This window comes from Chryseobacterium sp. 22543 (genome assembly GCF_052044565.1).
Lineage (GTDB): Bacteria > Bacteroidota > Bacteroidia > Flavobacteriales > Weeksellaceae > Chryseobacterium.
Window position 1 is genome coordinate 172,814 of record NZ_JBQENH010000004.1, and the last position, 17,787, is coordinate 190,600.

Here is a 17,787-nt window from a genome sequence, read left to right on the forward strand (position 1 = left end):
TTCAATTTTAAACGTTATAGTATTGCCTGAAGACCAAAAGTGATTGTTCTCATTGCAGGGTATCTGTAATAGGTGGTTCCATCCAAAGCCTGTTCAGGATCCATTCCCTTATGTTTATAGAAGGTTAAAAGATTCTCTGCCTGAATATAAATTCTGAACTTTTTAAGTCCGATTTTCTCAAAATAATCCTCAGGAAGTGTATATCCTAAGCTTACATTTTTAAGTCTTGCATATGTCCCTGAGTATAAGAATCTGGATGAGTTTGACGTCCAGTTATTTGTTGTTGTACTCAAGCCCGGAACATCCGTATTAGGATTATCAGGCGTCCATCTGTTTAACATTTCAGCACTCCATGCACGTCCTCCCAGACTTCCGTTGTGCATGATGGAAGTATAATCATTGTCCAGAATTTTTCCACCAATTTTGAATGTCAGCAATCCTGAAAAATCAAAATTTTTGTAGGTAATGCTGGTACTGATTCCTCCGGTCAGTTTAGGCAAAGCAGAACCCTGCAAGAGTTTTGTTGCTTTTGAATATTCTGAGGTAGTTCCTTCTACTGAATTTCCGCTCGCATCTGTAGAAACCGTTTTCCACAATGGCTTTCCATTGCTTGGATCTACCCCAACCCATTCCGGAATATAGAAATCATATACGGAACCTCCTACCGTTAATAGCTTGGTTTGTCCCACTACAAGTGGCCCTGAAGGTAACTTGGTAACTTTATTGTTTAAGGTGCTTAGGTTTACATCTACATTCCACTGGAAATTATCATTCTTAATTGGGGTTGTGAATAATGAAAATTCAAATCCTGTATTTTGGATAGTTCCAATATTGGCAGGATAATCACTAATTCCCAGAGATGGTGCCACTGGCATGTTAAATAGAAGATCCTGACTTTTTCTTTTGAAATATTCAATATTTCCTTTAATTCTGTTATTCAGAACAGCGAATTCTAATCCTACATTTAAATTAAGGTTGGTTTCCCATTTCACATTATTGGTAGCCGTTTTTTCAAGTGTTGTTCCCGGTTCTCCACCAAGACTGATAAATCTGTACAGCTCCTGATAAGCATAATAAAGCGGCTGTCCGTTTGGTCGAAGTAATTTATCATTTCCCTGACCTCCGTAACTGGCACGTAATGTCAACTGATTAAAGACATTCAGGCTTTTTACAAACTCTTCATTGGAAATTTTCCATGAACCTCCAACTGACCAGAATCTCCCCCATCTGTTATCCTTTTCAAATCTTGAAGAACTGTCTGCTCTTCCTGATGCAGACAGGAAATAAGTATTATTGTAGTCATACTCTACTTTTCCAAGGAAACTCAATAAGCTCAATTTATTACTGTTCCCACTGAAGCTTCCCAGTAAAGAAGCAGCATCCGGTTCATAATAATAAGGGAGAGAAAACTGGCTTCTTGTTCCGGAAATCGTCTGATAGTCATATTTATAGAATTCATGTCCTGCTAAAGCATTTACATGGTGTTTCCCAAATTTCCTATCGTATGTCAGAATATTACTGGTTGTATAAGAAAGTGTTCTGGTATTGGTTTTCGTTACTGAACCTCCAATCTCAGCGCCTTGTCCCAGCAATGGATTTGAATAATAATGTCCGTTATAATTCACCAAATCAACAGAAAAGCTTGTCTTGAATTTCAACTCCGGTAAGAAAGTGAATTCCATAAATCCTTTTCCTGAGAAGTTATCTTCTTTATTTTCGTTTTTGTCTAATGGCAGTGTTGCCGCGGCATTTTGATTCTGAAGCGCACTTGTTGGTCTGTATTTTCCGAAATCATAAATCGGGTTTCCATCTGCACCCAAAATATAGCTTCCATTTGCATTTCTTTCGTAATAAGGATAGAATGAAGGAATAAATCTTGCAGCATTGATGATATTACTTGAATTGGAATCTGAAGAAGTGGGCGCCTGCTGAATACTGTTTGTATAGCTTAAGTTTACCCCAACATTCAGCCATTTTTTTACTTCAGAATTGATCTTTAACCTGGTATTGTATCTTTTATATCCTGATTCAATAGCCATTCCCTTATCATCAAGATAGCCCAATGAAAAGAAATAATTGCTCTTCTCACTTCCTCCGCTGATATCAAGATCTACCTGATTTCTTGAAGCAACTCTCTGCAAAATATCCCTCCAGTCGTCATTCCAAAGTGGTGATGCTCCGGGTAATAATTTCCCATCGGTTCCCACCGGTTTTGGATATCCTGTTCCATATGGATTGATCCCAAGTGTAGAAACAAGATTATCTGTTGCCATCTGTGCAGCCTGTTGAGAAGACACTTTTCCGGACTGATATCCGTTTCTCAAGGCTTCCCAATATAATTGAAAGTATTGATCTGTATTTACCTGTTCGTAATCTTTTACGGCTCTTCCGGAGAATCCCTGGCTGATATTAAAATTAACTCTAGCTTCTCCTTTTTTACCTGATTTTGTGGTAATGATGATAATCCCGTTTGCTCCTCTTGATCCATACAACGCACTCGCAGTGGCATCTTTCAAAACACTGATAGATTCAATATCACTTGGACTGATAGAATTTAGGTTTCCATCAAAAGGGATTCCGTCTACTACGTATAAAGGATCACTGGAAGCACTTATAGAACCAATCCCTCTAATTCGGATGGTAGAAACCGCTCCTGGCTGTCCTGATGCACTCGTCGTTTGAATCCCTGCAACCTGTCCTTCCAATGCCTTGGTAATATTGGTTACAGGTCTGTTGTTGATCTTATCGCTGGAAATGGTAGCAACGGAACCGGTATAGCTGTTTCTTTTTGCTTTTCCATAGGCTACAACTACAACTTCGTCAATTTCTTTTTCATGAAGGCTGTCCTTTTCCGGCTTAGAATTCTGTGCATGTACACTGGTTACTCCCAGAAAAAATGCAGCAACCGGAGGTATCCAAGTTTTAGAAGCGAATAAATTTTTGCTAATCATAATCAATTTCATTTATCATATATTAAAATTTTTCCCTTTGCAGAAAAATCAGCAAAGGGCATCGATAAATACGATAAACCAAATGCTTATTTTTCCTTAAAAGGCTGAACGTAACACCTTGCCCAATGGGTAGGTTGTCAAGATTTCACAGGGTCAGTTCCCTCCATCTTTCTTTATAAGCCGATCGAAATATGGTTGCAAAGCTAAAAACTTTTAGTCTACAAAACAAGTAGACTTATTATTTTTCATGATAAATTTTCAAAAATTAACATAAGATTTTAATAAAACCCATTACTGTAAGGAGTTGCAATCATTACCATTTTATCAAACATGATAAATATCATTATTAATAATACAATTGAACGAACGTTAATTTGTGCGGAAATTTTTGAGCATTTAATTAAAAAAAGTTTTTAATTTTATAGTATGAAAGTTTTGATTATAAACGGACCTAACCTCAACCTGTTAGGTACCAGAGAACCGGAAATCTATGGAAATATCTCTATGGAAAACTATTTGGAAATTTTAAAATCCGAGTTTCAATCTCATGAATTAAAATATTATCAGTCAAATATTGAAGGAGAGCTTATCAACAGGCTTCAGAAAGATGATTTTGATGCCGTAGTAATTAATCCGGGAGCTTTCACCCATTATTCCTATGCGATTGCTGATTGTCTAAAAAATATCAGAAAACCCAAAGTAGAAGTTCATATCAGCAACATCTATAAAAGAGAGGAATTCAGACAGAAGTCTGTGACAGCTGCCAATACGGATGCAGTTTTATCTGGCTTTGGAATGGATGGATATAGATTGGCTATATTAAGCTTAAAGTAATTTTCAAATAATATCTGCGAAAAATTAGAAATAAAAAAGCCTCATCGATGATGAGGCTTTTCTGTATGTTATAAATAACTATTAGATAGTTTGTTCTTGTAATTGAGGTCCTGAAGCAACTAATTTCTTACCTTCTTCAGTATCACAGTATTGCTCAAAGTTTTTGATATATCTTGAAGCAAGATCTTTTGCTTTTTCTTCCCAGTCTGAAGCGTTCTCATAAGTATCTCTAGGATCTAAAATACCTGTAGAAACGTTTGGTAACTCAGTAGGAATTTCAAGGTTCATGATTGGAACCTGAGTTTTAGGAGCATTATCAATAGAACCGTCAATGATTGCATCAATGATCGCTCTGGTATCTTTCAGAGAAATTCTCTTTCCGCTACCGTTCCATCCTGTGTTTACTAAATAAGCTTTAGCACCGTGCTCCTGCATTTTACCGATCAATGTTTTAGAATACATTGTTGGGTGCAATGTAAGGAATGCTTCACCAAATGCAGGTGAGAAAGATGGCTGAGGCTCTGTGATTCCTCTTTCTGTTCCGGCCAATTTAGATGTATAACCGCAAAGGAAGTGGTATTGAGCCTGATCTTCATTTAAGATGGAAACCGGAGGAAGTACCCCGAATGCATCTGCAGAAAGATAAACAATCTTCTTAGCATGACCTGCTTTAGAAGGCAATACAATTTTGTTGATATGGTAAATTGGATAAGAAACCCTAGTATTTTCTGTGATAGATCCGTCAGTATAATCTGCTATTCCATTGTTCACTACAACGTTTTCAAGAAGTGCATCTCTCTTGATTGCTCTGAAAATATCCGGTTCTTTTTCTTCTGATAAGTCAATTACTTTCGCGTAGCATCCTCCCTCATAGTTGAATACTCCGTTGTTATCCCATCCGTGCTCATCGTCACCGATAAGGTATCTTTTAGGATCTGCCGATAAAGTAGTTTTACCTGTTCCTGAAAGACCAAAGAATAAAGCAACATCACCTTTTTCTCCTACGTTTGCAGAACAGTGCATTGAAGCCATACCTTTTAATGGAAGGTAATAGTTCATCATGGCAAACATTCCTTTCTTCATTTCACCTCCATACCATGTACCTCCGATGATCTGTAGTTTTTCTGTAAGGTTGAACATGATAAAGTTCTCAGAGTTTAATCCCTGAGCTTCCCAGTTCGGGTTTGTTGTTTTTGATCCGTTGATTACTGTGAAATCCGGCTCACCAAAGTTTTCCAGTTCGTAGTGAGAAGGACGAATAAACATGTTTGTCACGAAATGTGCCTGCCATGCTACTTCAACAATAAATCTTACTTTAAGTCTTGTATCTGCATTTGTTCCACAAAAAGCATCTACTACATAAATCTTCTTAGCTTCAGAAAGCTGGTTCATCACTAGTTCCTTACAAGAACCGAAAATTTCTGCTGATGTAGGTAAATTTACTTTACCATCCCAGAAAATTGTATCTCTTGTAACATCATCCTGAACAATATATCTGTCTTTAGGTGAACGACCTGTGAAAATCCCTGTTTTTACTGATACCGCGCCAGATTCTGTAAGTTCAGCTTTCTCAAATCCCTGATTTTCAGAAGAAACTTCAGCCTGATATAATTCTTCATAAGAAGGATTGTACACTACTTCATAGTTTCCTTTAATCCCTAATTTCTCTAAATCCTGGATGATTTTAGTGTTTTTCATTTTACTTATATTTTCTATTTCTTTATTGACTTCAACAAAAATAATATTAATTATTTGTTAAAGGTGGTTTAAATATACTGATATAAGTCAGAATGACAAATAAAAAAACAGGATCGTAATGATTTGATTATAAATCAATTATATTTTCCCATTCAAAAATAGTTGTAAAACCTTTCTCCCAAAAATAGTTCTTGTAGTCCCCAAATTTGGCACTCATTACAAAATCTCCCCCCCATGCGCCTAAACTTTTGACAAAAGAAGGGCAATCTGAGAATATTTTTTCTTTAACTGTGGATATTTCAAGAAAATCAGCAATTTTACGCTCATGAATCATCATTAATTCGGAAAATTTTTCCAATTCACTGCATAACATTATTTTTTTTGTGATATTTGAAAATTCTTCAATCAATTCAGGAGACTTCTTTTTTGATTTATAAAAGTTGATCCCTTCTCTGCTATCCTGCTTCTGATTTAAATGAATAAAAATCAGCTCATTTTTAAATGAAGGATTGAAATTTACCTTCTCATATTTAATCTCAGGTTTGCTTTGAAATAGAACTGCAGATTTTTCTTTTGCCACTGCAATATCATATCCGCTTCCTCCTAAACTAATTGCATTAAGATGAAAAGGATCAATCCCAGCCCATTCTGCAAGATTGTTCATCAAAGTAGAACTGCTACCAAGACCATAGTCTGCAGGAAACTGAAGATTAGTTTTTAAGTGGTAAGTAAGATTGAATTTGAATTTAGTATTAGAAAGCTTCTGAACATTCTTTAATGTTTTGACAATAAATTCAGCGCTTGATGGAATATTGGTTTCTAAGACCTGCCAGTTTTTATAATCAATGACCGCCTTCAACCATAATTTGTTTTGATGATAAGCCTCCCAAAGAATAAGTGACCTCTCATCTTCTTTTTCTTCAAAGAAAAACTCTTGTCCCAGCTTGGTAGGTACCGCTAAGACAAGAGCTCCGTCGATTGCGAAATATTCTGAAGTAAGCATAAGCTTGCCCGGTGAAAATATCGCGTTCATATATTTTTAGTTAGATTGCAGAAGCAGCATCTACTGATCCGTCAATTTTCTTGATCAGTCCCTGAAGGGTTTTTCCTGGTCCTACTTCTACGAAGTTGGATGCCCCATCTTTAATCATATTCTGAACAGACTGCGTCCATTTTACAGGACCGGTAAGCTGATCGATCAGGTTTTGTTTGATTTCGTCAGGATTCGTTACCGCTGTTGTAGTGATATTCTGATATACAGGAATAGTTGCTTTTCTGAATTTTGTTTTTTCGATAGCTGCTGCCAGTCTTTCTTGTGCAGGCCGCATCAATGGTGAATGGAAAGCTCCATTTACTGGTAGTAACAATGCTCTTTTAGCACCTGCTTCTTTCAGTTTTGCACAAGCTTCTTCTACTGCTGGTGTTTCTCCTGAGATCACCAATTGTCCCGGGCAGTTATAATTTGCAGGAACAACAATTCCACTGATTTGCGCACAGATTTCTTCAACCTTAGCATCATCTAATCCTAAAATAGCAGCCATAGAACTTGGATTGGCATCACAAGCAGCCTGCATAGCTTTTGCTCTTTCGGAAACTAATTTCAAACCGTCATCAAAGGATAGAACTCCGTTGGCAACCAATGCTGAAAACTCTCCTAAAGAGTGTCCTGCAACCATTTCAGCACCAAGACCGTTTACGGCTTTTAATGCTGCTACTGAATGTATAAATATTGAAGGCTGGGTAACCTCTGTATTTTTAAGATCCGCGTCCGTTCCGTTAAACATAATGGAAAGAATGTCGAAACCTAAAATTTCATTGGCAGATTCCATCAGATCTTTAATATCTTTTCTAGAATCATACAATTCTTTTCCCATTCCTACGAACTGAGAACCCTGCCCTGGAAATACAAGTGCTTTCATGTATTAAATTAAATATTATGCAAATATAACTATAATGTTAACAATATTCTTTTAAAGAACAATAAATCATGTTAAGGTACCAGTCTGATTACTCTGTAACCCGTGTTTACATAAGCACCGTTAGCTTTAGATTTTACAAACTCAAATTTTGTAGCAAGCTGAGTCTGAACTTTATTCATCTGTTTAAAGATTTCACCTTTTTTATTCTCTCTGGTTAACATGTCATTGACAACATCAAAACCTACGATAGCATATTTTGGTGGAGTTTTACAGTATTTGCTTTTGTAAGCAGCCAGTATTTCTTTTTCAAAGGTACCGTCTGTATTGATCTTTCTATCCATCAGATAGACCAAACTAGCCTGGCTCAGCTCATCAACTTTTTTCTCAAAAGTTGGAGAATAGAACATACTGAACGCTTTCACGCCCTGTACTTCCTTAGAAATAGCAATAATTCTGTTGGCAAAAGCATCTCCTGCTGCATTATCATCATTAGCAAGAATAGCAATAACCGGTGCAGACTGACCTGTCATCATATTCTGATCAGGCTGAATATCCGCCGGAGAGTTGACAATAATGATATTAGGATTTTTCACAGCTTTTTCAAGCCCAGCTTTGATGTAATTGGCATTTTCTTTTTTGGCATCTGCCACTACATATATTTTCTGGTCAGAATAAATTCCTTTTACTTCTTCTACAATCTTATCAGCATACGTCTGATTGTTGGTTTCAACGATAATAAGATTATTATAGTTATATAATTCCGGAGTGTTGGCAAATGGTGCTACAATCGGGATTTTCTGATTTTTTGTAAAATCAAGAACATCAATTACATTAGATTTAAAGAAAGGTCCGATAATAAGATCTGTATTATCAGGGTTAATCTGTGTCAAAGAGTTTTTGAATGATGCTTCATTTCCAGAATCTACTATTTTGACATCCAGTTTCTGTCCTCCTCTGACATTCCTTTCAATAGCAAGCTTAGCTCCTGTTAAAAAGTCAAGTGCCATTGCTCTGTACTGCGTTTCGTTTGTGCTGTACCCGAATGGAAGCATTAGGATCACACTAAGGGCATCACCATTTTTCTTACTATATGCTGCATCCTGTTTTTTGATCTTTAAAACCATTCCGGTTTTCAACCCATGAGAAAGGTCCGGGTTAAGAGCAATAAGCTCATCTATAGAAACACCGAATTTATTCACGATGGAAAATACAGTATCTCCCTGCTGAACGGTATAGGTTACATAATCATCTCCTGCAACAACATTGGTAGAGGTAGTTGATTTTTCGTTCCCAGAATCCATTTTTGCTTTTGGATTTGCGGTCTCAGCAACACTATCAGTATGTGTGTTATTATTGGATGTTTTTATTTTAATGGTTTCACCAGGTTTAAGTCCTTTTTCTTCCAATCCTGGATTTAAAGCAAAAAGATCCTGCTGGCTGATTCCAAATTGTTTTGTAATTCTGTAATAATTATCTTTAGACTGAATCAAATAGGATTCTCCCTCTACAGAAGTAGTAACAACTGTAGGTGTAATCGTTGTTATTGTTTTTTCTACAGGAGCTTCAGCATGTTTTTCTACTGTCACAGCTTGTTGAGTACCACCATACTTTTTAATGCTTGCAAGAGGTAAGGTGATTTCATCTCCGATTTTCATGTGGGAATCCAGGTCAGGATTCAGTTTTCTCAAATCAGTTTCAGAAATTCTGTATTGTTTTGTGATGCCATAGATCGTTTGCTTTGGCTGCAAAACAATTTTACCCATGGAAGAAGTACTTGTATTTGAAGTTACTTTTTCTACTGGAGCTGTTTTTGTGACAACCGGAGTGGCTGCTTTCTCTGATTTTATAGTTAAAACATCTCCGATAGCCAGCTTGCCATCTTTATGTTTTGGGTTTAGCTTCAGCAATTCATCTACAGTCATTCCATACTTTTTGGCAATGTTGTAAGGATTATCACCTTGCACAACCGTATGTGATTTCTGAGCTGAAACTCCCAAAACCATACATAAACTGGATAGAATAAAAAACCTCTTTATCATATTCGATAATTATAATTTACAAAAATACTTCTTTAAAATTAAATGGCAACAATTATTAATTTGGAATCTTGAACCACCATTTCTTCCAAACAATTTTCAAGCCACGAATAACCATAATCTGAAAAGAATACACTAAAATTATAGACTCTCTCTTGCCATGTTTTAGCTGGATGAACATCTAAAAACAGATTTTCAAGTCTTTCCAGTAACTCATTTTGTTTTATTTTCTCAGCATGGAGCAGACGTTTTTTCATTCTTTTGAAAGACTTCAATTGTCTCACTTCTTCTGCCTTCACCATATTTCCAAATGACTTCTCAGTGGTTTCTGCCGAAGCTCTCAACGCTGAAAAACTGCTGATCAGCAAATCCTCTTTCTCGTTGAGTAATTGTAAAATCGGATTGTCTTTTAAAATTTTATGATTGGTGAGTACGGTAAAATTCTGGAAAAAGTCTTCTATTTTAAGATCCAGTTTCTCAATTTTCCCTAATGTTTTTTCTTTCAGGAAGAGCATCGAGTTTCTTGGAATAAGTATAGGGAACGGAATAGTAATTTTTGAAAAATAATCTTTAAGTTCAAGCCAGTACATAATTTCAGCATTTCCTCCAATATAAGCCAGATTCGGTAATACATTTTCCTGATACACGGGACGCATTAAAGCATTGGGACTGAATTTTTCCGGATGATTTTCCAATTCAGCAAGTATTTCTTCTTCTGTAAACTGAATCGTTTTATCTACGATAATGTATTTCTGTCCGTTAAATTCAATTCTGTCTCTGGTTTCAGAAAAATAGAAAAGGTTTATTTCACGGGGATTTACCTGAACTTTCCCGTATTTTTCCGTCAGAAAATCTACTTTACTCTTAGATGTTTTCTGTAAACTGAAATGAAGAAGTTCATCTTTAAAGATCTCCTTCATCTGATTTTTAAGTTCTTTAGAATCTCCATCCAGAATCAAAAGTCCGAATTCTGAAAAAAGACGGTTGACAAGAATCTTAATCGCGTCCGTTAAAGTGTTTCCTGTTTTATAAGCTTCCTTCATCATTAAGATCAGCTCGGTTCCAAAAATGGAATCTTTGAATTCTTTTTCAAATTCAGAAATAAAATAGGTGTCACTGATCTCAATTCTTCCTACCGGACCACCGGATTTCTCATTGGTCTCATAATAATTATTCTCGGTTTTAAAATGATTGATCTCAGCAAAATCATGATCTTCTGAAGCCATCCAATATACCGGAACAAAATTAAAATCCGGAAAATTTTCTTTCAGATAGGTACATGTCTTTATGGTCTGCAGAATTTTATAAACAAAGAAAACAGGTCCCGAAAACAGGTTCAGCTGATGTCCCGTTGTAATAGTAAATGTATTGGGCTGTTTAAGATTCTCAAGATTTTCTCTCTGTTTTGAAGAAAGGGAAAGACTTGAAAGCTGGTCTTCAAATACCTCTGATAAAATTTCTCTCTTCCTTAATGAAAAAGAGTCTTTTTTCAAATGAATCTGTTGTTTAAAATGATCTAAAGAAAATGTATTATTTTCAAAACCCCCAATTTTCTGATTTAAAAAATCTTTTACCAATTGAGGAATGCTTTCTATATCGTTGAATGATATTTTATTTATTGTTTTCAACCTGTACAGTTTTTAGTTGAACAAATACCACACAATTCCGATGTTCAATCTGAAATCATATACCGGATAATGTGGAAATGCATATGCTTTGTTATTGGAAATAACAGTTCCTATCTGCTGACCTTCTATGAAAAAGAACATTTTTTTCACCTTCATATTGATATAGATATCGGCGATAGGCTGCCCTCCAATTGAAAATGAATCTGCTCTGGGAAGGATATATTCATTAAGAACAGGGAAATAATCTCTTGAAGCAAATTTAGAGAAGTAATAAACTTTAATACCTGCCTGAATTTCCGCTGCTTTTTTGAATGCTTGTGTCTGGTAAAAGAAATTAGCTCTACCAATAAAGCTTGGCATAGGAAGCAATTCTTTATTCGTTAAAGTATTTTGGAAATGCACCCTTGTATTCAGGTGGAATTTGTTGAAGCTGAATGTAGCATCACCTCCGATCTGAGAGATATTCACAGAATTATTACTTTGTTTCGGGCTTCCATTGCTGTCAAAATAAGTATAGTTATCTATTCTGAAATAATTGGCAAAAATCTCTGTTTTAAACCATTTCAAATTGATACTTCCCCCCACTTCCATTACAGACTGGTTCTTTGCATTTTCAAGATAATAATTGAAATTATTGTAAACAGAAGTATTCAATAAGTAATTGAATGATGGATAGGCACTTTGGAAATTTACTTTAGCATTAACGAAATAATCTTTAATAGGTTCGAACTTCAGATTATTGGTTGTTTTCAGGTAGCTTTTAAACTGGCTTCCGTTTGAAAATTCCAGGAATGAGTTCAATTGAATTTTATCCCAAAGTTTTACCTGTAGATTTCCTACAGCTCCGATTCTGTTTTCTTTAAGCTCACCAGGAAAAGGAACGCCATTAAGGGCAACAACATCTCTTATTCCCAATTTGATCATCTGATAACGCACACCAGCATCCAGTTTGAATTTTTCATTATTAAAAATCAAGCTAACTGTATTGCTGAAGTTTTCAGAATATTTTTTTGTGGTGAGTGGAAAGCCGTTAACCAACTCAGTAGGAGCATCATACCAATAAGGCTCCAAAGCTGTTTGATTATAGTAATATTTATTCCCCTGATGAGAAATAATATGTCTTATACTGAATGGAAATTTCCCGGAATTGAATGGGCTGAACTGATGACTCAGGTAGTATCTTCTGTAAGAAAACTGTGAGCTGCTTGATGCCAGGTTTACCTGAGCATTTTGTCTGTTGCTGTAATTACTGTCACCATTCATAAACAGATTATCTTCTGTAATACCTCCACTTTCCTGATTGTTTACATTCTGGTGAAGATAGTGAGCGAAAATTTCATAGTTTCCACTTTTTGAAGTATAATGACCTGAAAATAAGGTATTGTTATTTGCCGCTAATGAGTTTCTGTAAAGTCCCTGAGAGCGAAGTCCCATATATTCAAGAGCAAAATTGAATCTTTTCCCAATATTTTGAGTGTAAGTAGAGGTTAGCGCCGCCCCGTTTCGCATTGCATTATGGTATACAAATGTAGCGGTAGGTGTTTTTACATCATAGTATTTCACATCATTTGCTCCAATAATCATATAAGATTTATTGGATGGCAGTAAGGAAAGATTCTGTTCATCATTCACCTCAAATACCAGAGGATTGAATCCAGATCCTATATTGGCAGTCTGTACTCTACCGAAGTTATCTTTATTATTTTGTTGTGAAAAGATGTAGGTTTTATCAAAAGTCATTACGGTATCAAAAACTTTCTTTTCAGAAAACTGAGTCTGATACTGGTAATCATTAATAGTAGGCTTAAAGATTTTCAGGGAATCTTTCTTCCCGGAATCTATCACAAGAGTGTCTTCTTTTTTGGGTTGAGGCTTGGTCTCAGCTTTATTAACGACCTGAGCCCTGGCTACAAAACTTAAAGAGAAGAGTATGAAAAGGATGTACTTCATTATTCATTATTGTACAGCAAAAATAAGAAATAAAAGGACATAAAAAACCCCTGCTTTGAGCAGGGGTTCTATATCAATAGATTATTGTATGATTAATAACCTGTGTTTTGCTGAACAGTCGGATTTGCCGAAATTTCAGATAATGGGATCGGCAATGTATATCTGTAATCACCATTCTCAAGATTAGAAGTTAAGACAATATCATCCGTATTATTTCTATCCATTTTTGTCCCAGCTTTAACAGCTAGACGCTTAAGGTCAATATAACGATGCCCTTCAAGAGCTAGCTCAACACGTCTTTCCTTTAAAACATCAGCCCATGCAGTTTGTGCACTACCATAAGTCGGAGCTGCAACAGGTCCTACAAAATTTCTTGCATCCCTTACATTTTTGATGTAACCAGCAGCAGTCGAAAGTTGACCATCGTTAATTGCACATTCAGCTAAAATAAAGTACATTTCTGAAAGTCTGAAAAGCTTAATATCATTTCTGGTATTAGTTCCTACTTTACCAGGATACTTATCAACAACTAAACGGTCCGTAGATCTTGTCTGACCTAAGTTATTAGGATACAAAGTAGCATAATTTGGGTTAGGAGAAGTAGAAGGATCTCTATTAGTAAGGAATTTAATGTCACCATTAGAGTAATCATTTACAAATAAATTGTATAAATTTCTTCCCCAGAACCACATTGGAGCACCTGAAAGTGAAGAACTATTCGTATTCCAAACAGCACCAATAGCTAACCCATTTCCGCCTAGTGCAATACGCCCTAAAGAAAGGATAGATTCACCTCTATTTTGATCAACCCACATCTTACGATAAGGATTAAATGAAGTTCCTACGTTTGTAGATAATTGTCCATAAAAATCATTACGCCATGCCCCTGGGCTGTCAATAGGATATGGATTACCGTTAGGATCATTAAATGTAATAGGTGTAGCCATAGCCAATCCAAATCCTCCAGCAGCAGCAGATGAAACTACAGCTTGTGCGTAAGTTTTAGCTTGTGCATAATCTCCCTTATATAGGAAATATCTAGCAGAAATTGCATTAACAGCACTTTTACCAATAAAATACTGATTAGTTCCTTCAGCTGTTAGAACACTTCTAGCCGCTGTTAAATCTTCCTCAATAAATGTATAAATATCAGAATTCTTTGATCTTGGCAATTTTGTACTTAAATCCGGCACGTCTTTAACTAAGATCACCCCTAATGCATTAGGATCTGCCATATTTGGAGAAAATAGTGATTCTAGTTGTAGATATGCGTATGCTCTCATGGCTCTTGCCTGAGCTATAATTTGTTTTAATCTTGTAGCATCTGCTGTACTAACAGGTGTTATTCCGGCAGAACCTCTAATTAAACGATTAACGTGGTTAATTACAGCGTAATTATTTTGCCAAATTTCTGCAACTCTAGGCTCTTGTGAAGTTAGAAAGTAACGGTGTAACTGAAATTCTTGTCCCCCACTAGATGCTCCTGGTTTCACTTCATCTGAAAGTACTGCAGAAACATGAATTGGGTACTGAGGTTCTAATGTCCCGTACACGTTCCCCATCATATAATTATATAGGGCATCGGTAGTTTTAAATGGAGCTCCATTATCTTCAACCGTTCCTGGCTGCAAATTCGTCTCAATTGCATCATTACAGCTCTGTAACGTCCCTAAAGAAACTAAAACAGAACCAATTATAGATATATTTAAAATTAATTTTTTCATTTCAACTTATTATTAAAATTGCACATTAAGTCCTACTGAAATCGTTTTTGGATTTGGATAAACACCTAATGAATATGCAAACATTGGTTCCGGATCATATCCTTTCCATTTTGTAAATGTTGCTAAATTTTCCCCTTGAACAAATACTTTAATTCCAGTAATTGGAAGATTTTTCAATAAATCCTTACTAAAGTTATATCCAAAAGTTATATTCTTCAAACGGATAAAGTCAGTTTTGAAAAGATATCTATCAGAAGAACCTTCCAATCCTGAGTTATTTGCAGTTAAAGCTGGAATATTTGTATTCGTATTATCAGGAGTCCAAGAGTTTAAAATATCTCCGGCAAAATTTGCTCCAGTACCTAATGAACTAGGATCCATTAACCAAGAATAAACGTTATCATACATCCATCCGCCAGCTTGGTAGCTAAATAATACATCAGCAAACCAACCTTTATAATTAGCATTTACACCAAATCCTCCAGTAAATTTAGGAACATAAGACTTTCCAGTTAATACTTTATCATCTGGAGAAGGAGATTCTGTCATCTGACCGTCTTTTCCAATGAATTGCTGTTCACCTGTAGCTGGATTAACACCTACATAATGATACAGATTCCATTGTCCGATAGGACCTCCCGCAGCATTTACATTATCATCTGAAAGATCCGCTCCTTCGAATGATAAAATCTTGTTTTTGTTATAAGCACCATTTGCAAATATAGACACACTATAGTCCTTATTTTTCAGAATATTGAATTTTAATGATGCTTCAATACCTTTATTTTCAAGTTCTCCATTGTTACCATTGATTGTATATTGTCCTGTAACAGCTGATAATGTAATAGAATTAAATAATCTTTCTGTCTTTTTTCTATAGATATCAACAGTACCTTCTACAAAATTTCTAAACAAACCAAAATCTACTCCAATATTAGCCTGGCTTACTTTTTCCCATCTAACATTTGGGTTACCTATAATAGCATTGTAACCTACAGAGTTCATATACCCTGTATTACTAGCTATTAGATCGGTATAGATGTTTGTGCCAACAAATAGAGGGTTACCATTATTAGCTGGTTGTATTAAGTTCTGGTTACCTGTAGTACCATAAGATCCTCTAAGCTTTAACATGTTTACTGCAGTAGATCCTTCAAGGAAGCTTTCTTTTTCAAGATTCCAACGTCCTCCGACTGACCAAAATGTTTCCCATCTATTCTCTTTAGGGAATCTATAAGATCCATCTCTTCTCACTGTTGCACTAACTCCATATTTACCAGCATAATCATATTCTAATGTTCCGATTACAGCCAACGTTCCTGCATTAATTTTACCTGCAGATACTTGTGGCACATATAAAGATGGTGTTGCCGGATTAAATGGAATATATCCTGTCCCCGCACCAAATGCCCAGTTAAATGGATCTAATCCATTTTGTTGATTACTTTTAAATAGATAATGTGCTTTCAGATAATCTAAATAAGCTGCAACTGTTAATGAATGCTCGCCAAATTTTTTATCAAATGTAATATTGGTTACAGAGTTAAATGTCAAATCTTTTGTATTTGTCATCTGCTCAAAACCTCCATATTGAGCTCCTGCCGCTCTAGCAGCAAGGGAAAGATATCCTGTAGGGTTACGTGCAAAAGTACGATCACTTTCTCTGAAGTCCATACCCGTTCTGTTTCCTACAGATAACCAATCTGTAATTTTATAGTTTACGTTTGCATTTGCTAGTACTGAAGTCTCAGTGAACAAATTCACAATTCCTCCTCTTACAATATCAGCAAGAACCCAACCTGGGTAATTTGATCCTGCTCCACCAATCTGGTTAAACATATCCTGTCCATTAATAAATGGATATGGTTCTAGGTAACCTGGTGTTCTTAAAGAACCAAATAATGGGTTTTGAATAATATTTGCAGAAATATTATCATTGGTTTCCTGATCTAGCTGATGACGCTTAGAATAACCCACAGCTAATTGCATCCCGAAAGTTAACTTTCCATTATCTGATTTACCACTTAAGTTATTTCTTAAAGTAAATCTTTGGAAATCTGTGGACTTGAATGTTCCATCAGTATTTAAGTATCCTAAAGATGTATAATTATTAATATTTTTTCCTCCAGCACTAATACCCAATGTATGTTGTTGTAGCATAGCTGTTTGGAAAAATTGCTTATTCCAATCTGTATCAGTTTTCCAAGCATTAATTTCATCTTGAGTCATATCTCCACCATCCCCAACTCCATATTGGTGTTCCAGATTCAATAAATCTTTTGCACCTAACATATTGTATTTAGTTTTAGGTAATACAGAGAATGAAGTAAGCATATCATATGTTACTCTTAATCCACTATTGTATCTGGCATTTTTGGTATTGATAACAACAACACCATTAGCACCTCTGTTACCATAGATAGCAGTAGCTTGTGCATCTTTTAGAATACTGATATTATCAATATCCTCTGGATTCAAGTTTCTAAATTGAGATGCAGAAGTAATTAATCCATCAATAACGTAAAGAGGGTCTGTCGATGCATTGATTGAAGATAGACCACGTACCATAACATTAATCTTTCCAGAACCCGGAGATCCAGAAGTTGAATTAATACTAATACCAGGAGCATTTCCTTGAAGAGAATTGATAAACGAAACATTTGGACGATTCTCAAGAGCCTTAGAGTCAATTGTTACTGATGCAGCAGTAGACTTAGCTTTAGTACTTTTTTTGCTATATCCTAAAACAACTACCTCCTCAATTTGTTTGGTATTTTTAGTCGTGTCAGTTTGAGCAAATACAGCTTGTCCTGAAAAAAACAAGACACCAGCCGTTAATACACTTAGTTTAACATTCATATTAACAAATTTTAATATATTTAATGAGCAAATATGTTAATAAATATTAACATCCACAAATTAAACTAATGTTTAAACACTTGTTTTTTTTAATGTTTCATTCAAAAATTATGTAAATCAAATAAGATTCAATAATAATAGACAGTTTTTATTTAATAAAAAACATTTTTTTTATCAACTAAATTCAC

General features: G+C 35.5%; 10 protein-coding genes and 1 riboswitch. Of the genes, 1 reads left to right on the forward strand and 9 read right to left on the reverse strand.

All coding sequences use genetic code 11. From position 1 onward, the window contains the following. Positions 1-14: 14 nt before the first annotated feature. Positions 15-2,951: a SusC/RagA family TonB-linked outer membrane protein gene (locus ACTJIP_RS15245; RefSeq protein WP_440704805.1), complete on the reverse strand. Its 2,937-nt coding sequence runs from the start codon at positions 2,949-2,951 to the stop codon at positions 15-17. 83 nt (positions 2,952-3,034) lie between these two features. Next, a riboswitch (SAM riboswitch) is annotated at positions 3,035-3,133 on the reverse strand. Positions 3,134-3,377: 244 nt separating this feature from the next. Here ACTJIP_RS15245 and ACTJIP_RS15250 point away from each other — a divergent pair. Then, positions 3,378-3,785 (forward strand): type II 3-dehydroquinate dehydratase, encoded by a 408-nt coding sequence (locus ACTJIP_RS15250; protein WP_077413535.1) that lies wholly within the window; start codon positions 3,378-3,380, stop codon positions 3,783-3,785. 81 nt (positions 3,786-3,866) lie between these two features. On the opposite strand, the gene pckA is transcribed toward ACTJIP_RS15250, so the two are convergent. The 8 genes from pckA to ACTJIP_RS15290 all read right to left on the reverse strand — a co-directional run bounded on the left by pckA (position 3,867) and on the right by ACTJIP_RS15290 (position 17,599). Beyond that, the gene (gene pckA, locus ACTJIP_RS15255) at positions 3,867-5,483 is read right to left on the reverse strand and encodes a phosphoenolpyruvate carboxykinase (ATP) (RefSeq protein WP_077413534.1); all 1,617 of its coding nucleotides are present in this window, start codon (positions 5,481-5,483) and stop codon (positions 3,867-3,869) included. A gap of 127 nt (positions 5,484-5,610) precedes the next feature. Beyond that, positions 5,611-6,516 (reverse strand): GYDIA family GHMP kinase, encoded by a 906-nt coding sequence (locus ACTJIP_RS15260; RefSeq protein WP_440704806.1) that lies wholly within the window; start codon positions 6,514-6,516, stop codon positions 5,611-5,613. A gap of 10 nt (positions 6,517-6,526) precedes the next feature. Then, on the reverse strand, positions 6,527-7,402 hold the full coding sequence (fabD, locus tag ACTJIP_RS15265; protein ID WP_440704807.1) for an ACP S-malonyltransferase: 876 nt from the start codon (positions 7,400-7,402) through the stop codon (positions 6,527-6,529). A gap of 71 nt (positions 7,403-7,473) precedes the next feature. After that, the gene (locus tag ACTJIP_RS15270) at positions 7,474-9,441 is read right to left on the reverse strand and encodes a LysM peptidoglycan-binding domain-containing protein (protein WP_440704808.1); all 1,968 of its coding nucleotides are present in this window, start codon (positions 9,439-9,441) and stop codon (positions 7,474-7,476) included. Positions 9,442-9,479: 38 nt separating this feature from the next. Then, complete coding sequence (bshC, locus tag ACTJIP_RS15275; RefSeq protein WP_440704809.1) at positions 9,480-11,066, reverse strand: bacillithiol biosynthesis cysteine-adding enzyme BshC; 1,587 nt, start codon at positions 11,064-11,066, stop codon at positions 9,480-9,482. Between the two features lie 12 nt (positions 11,067-11,078). Continuing rightward, on the reverse strand, positions 11,079-13,016 hold the full coding sequence (locus ACTJIP_RS15280) for a putative porin (protein WP_440704810.1): 1,938 nt from the start codon (positions 13,014-13,016) through the stop codon (positions 11,079-11,081). Between the two features lie 92 nt (positions 13,017-13,108). Then, positions 13,109-14,740: a RagB/SusD family nutrient uptake outer membrane protein gene (locus ACTJIP_RS15285; protein ID WP_077413528.1), complete on the reverse strand. Its 1,632-nt coding sequence runs from the start codon at positions 14,738-14,740 to the stop codon at positions 13,109-13,111. Positions 14,741-14,752: 12 nt separating this feature from the next. Continuing rightward, positions 14,753-17,599 (reverse strand): SusC/RagA family TonB-linked outer membrane protein, encoded by a 2,847-nt coding sequence (locus ACTJIP_RS15290; RefSeq protein WP_077413527.1) that lies wholly within the window; start codon positions 17,597-17,599, stop codon positions 14,753-14,755. Positions 17,600-17,787: the final 188 nt, after the last annotated feature.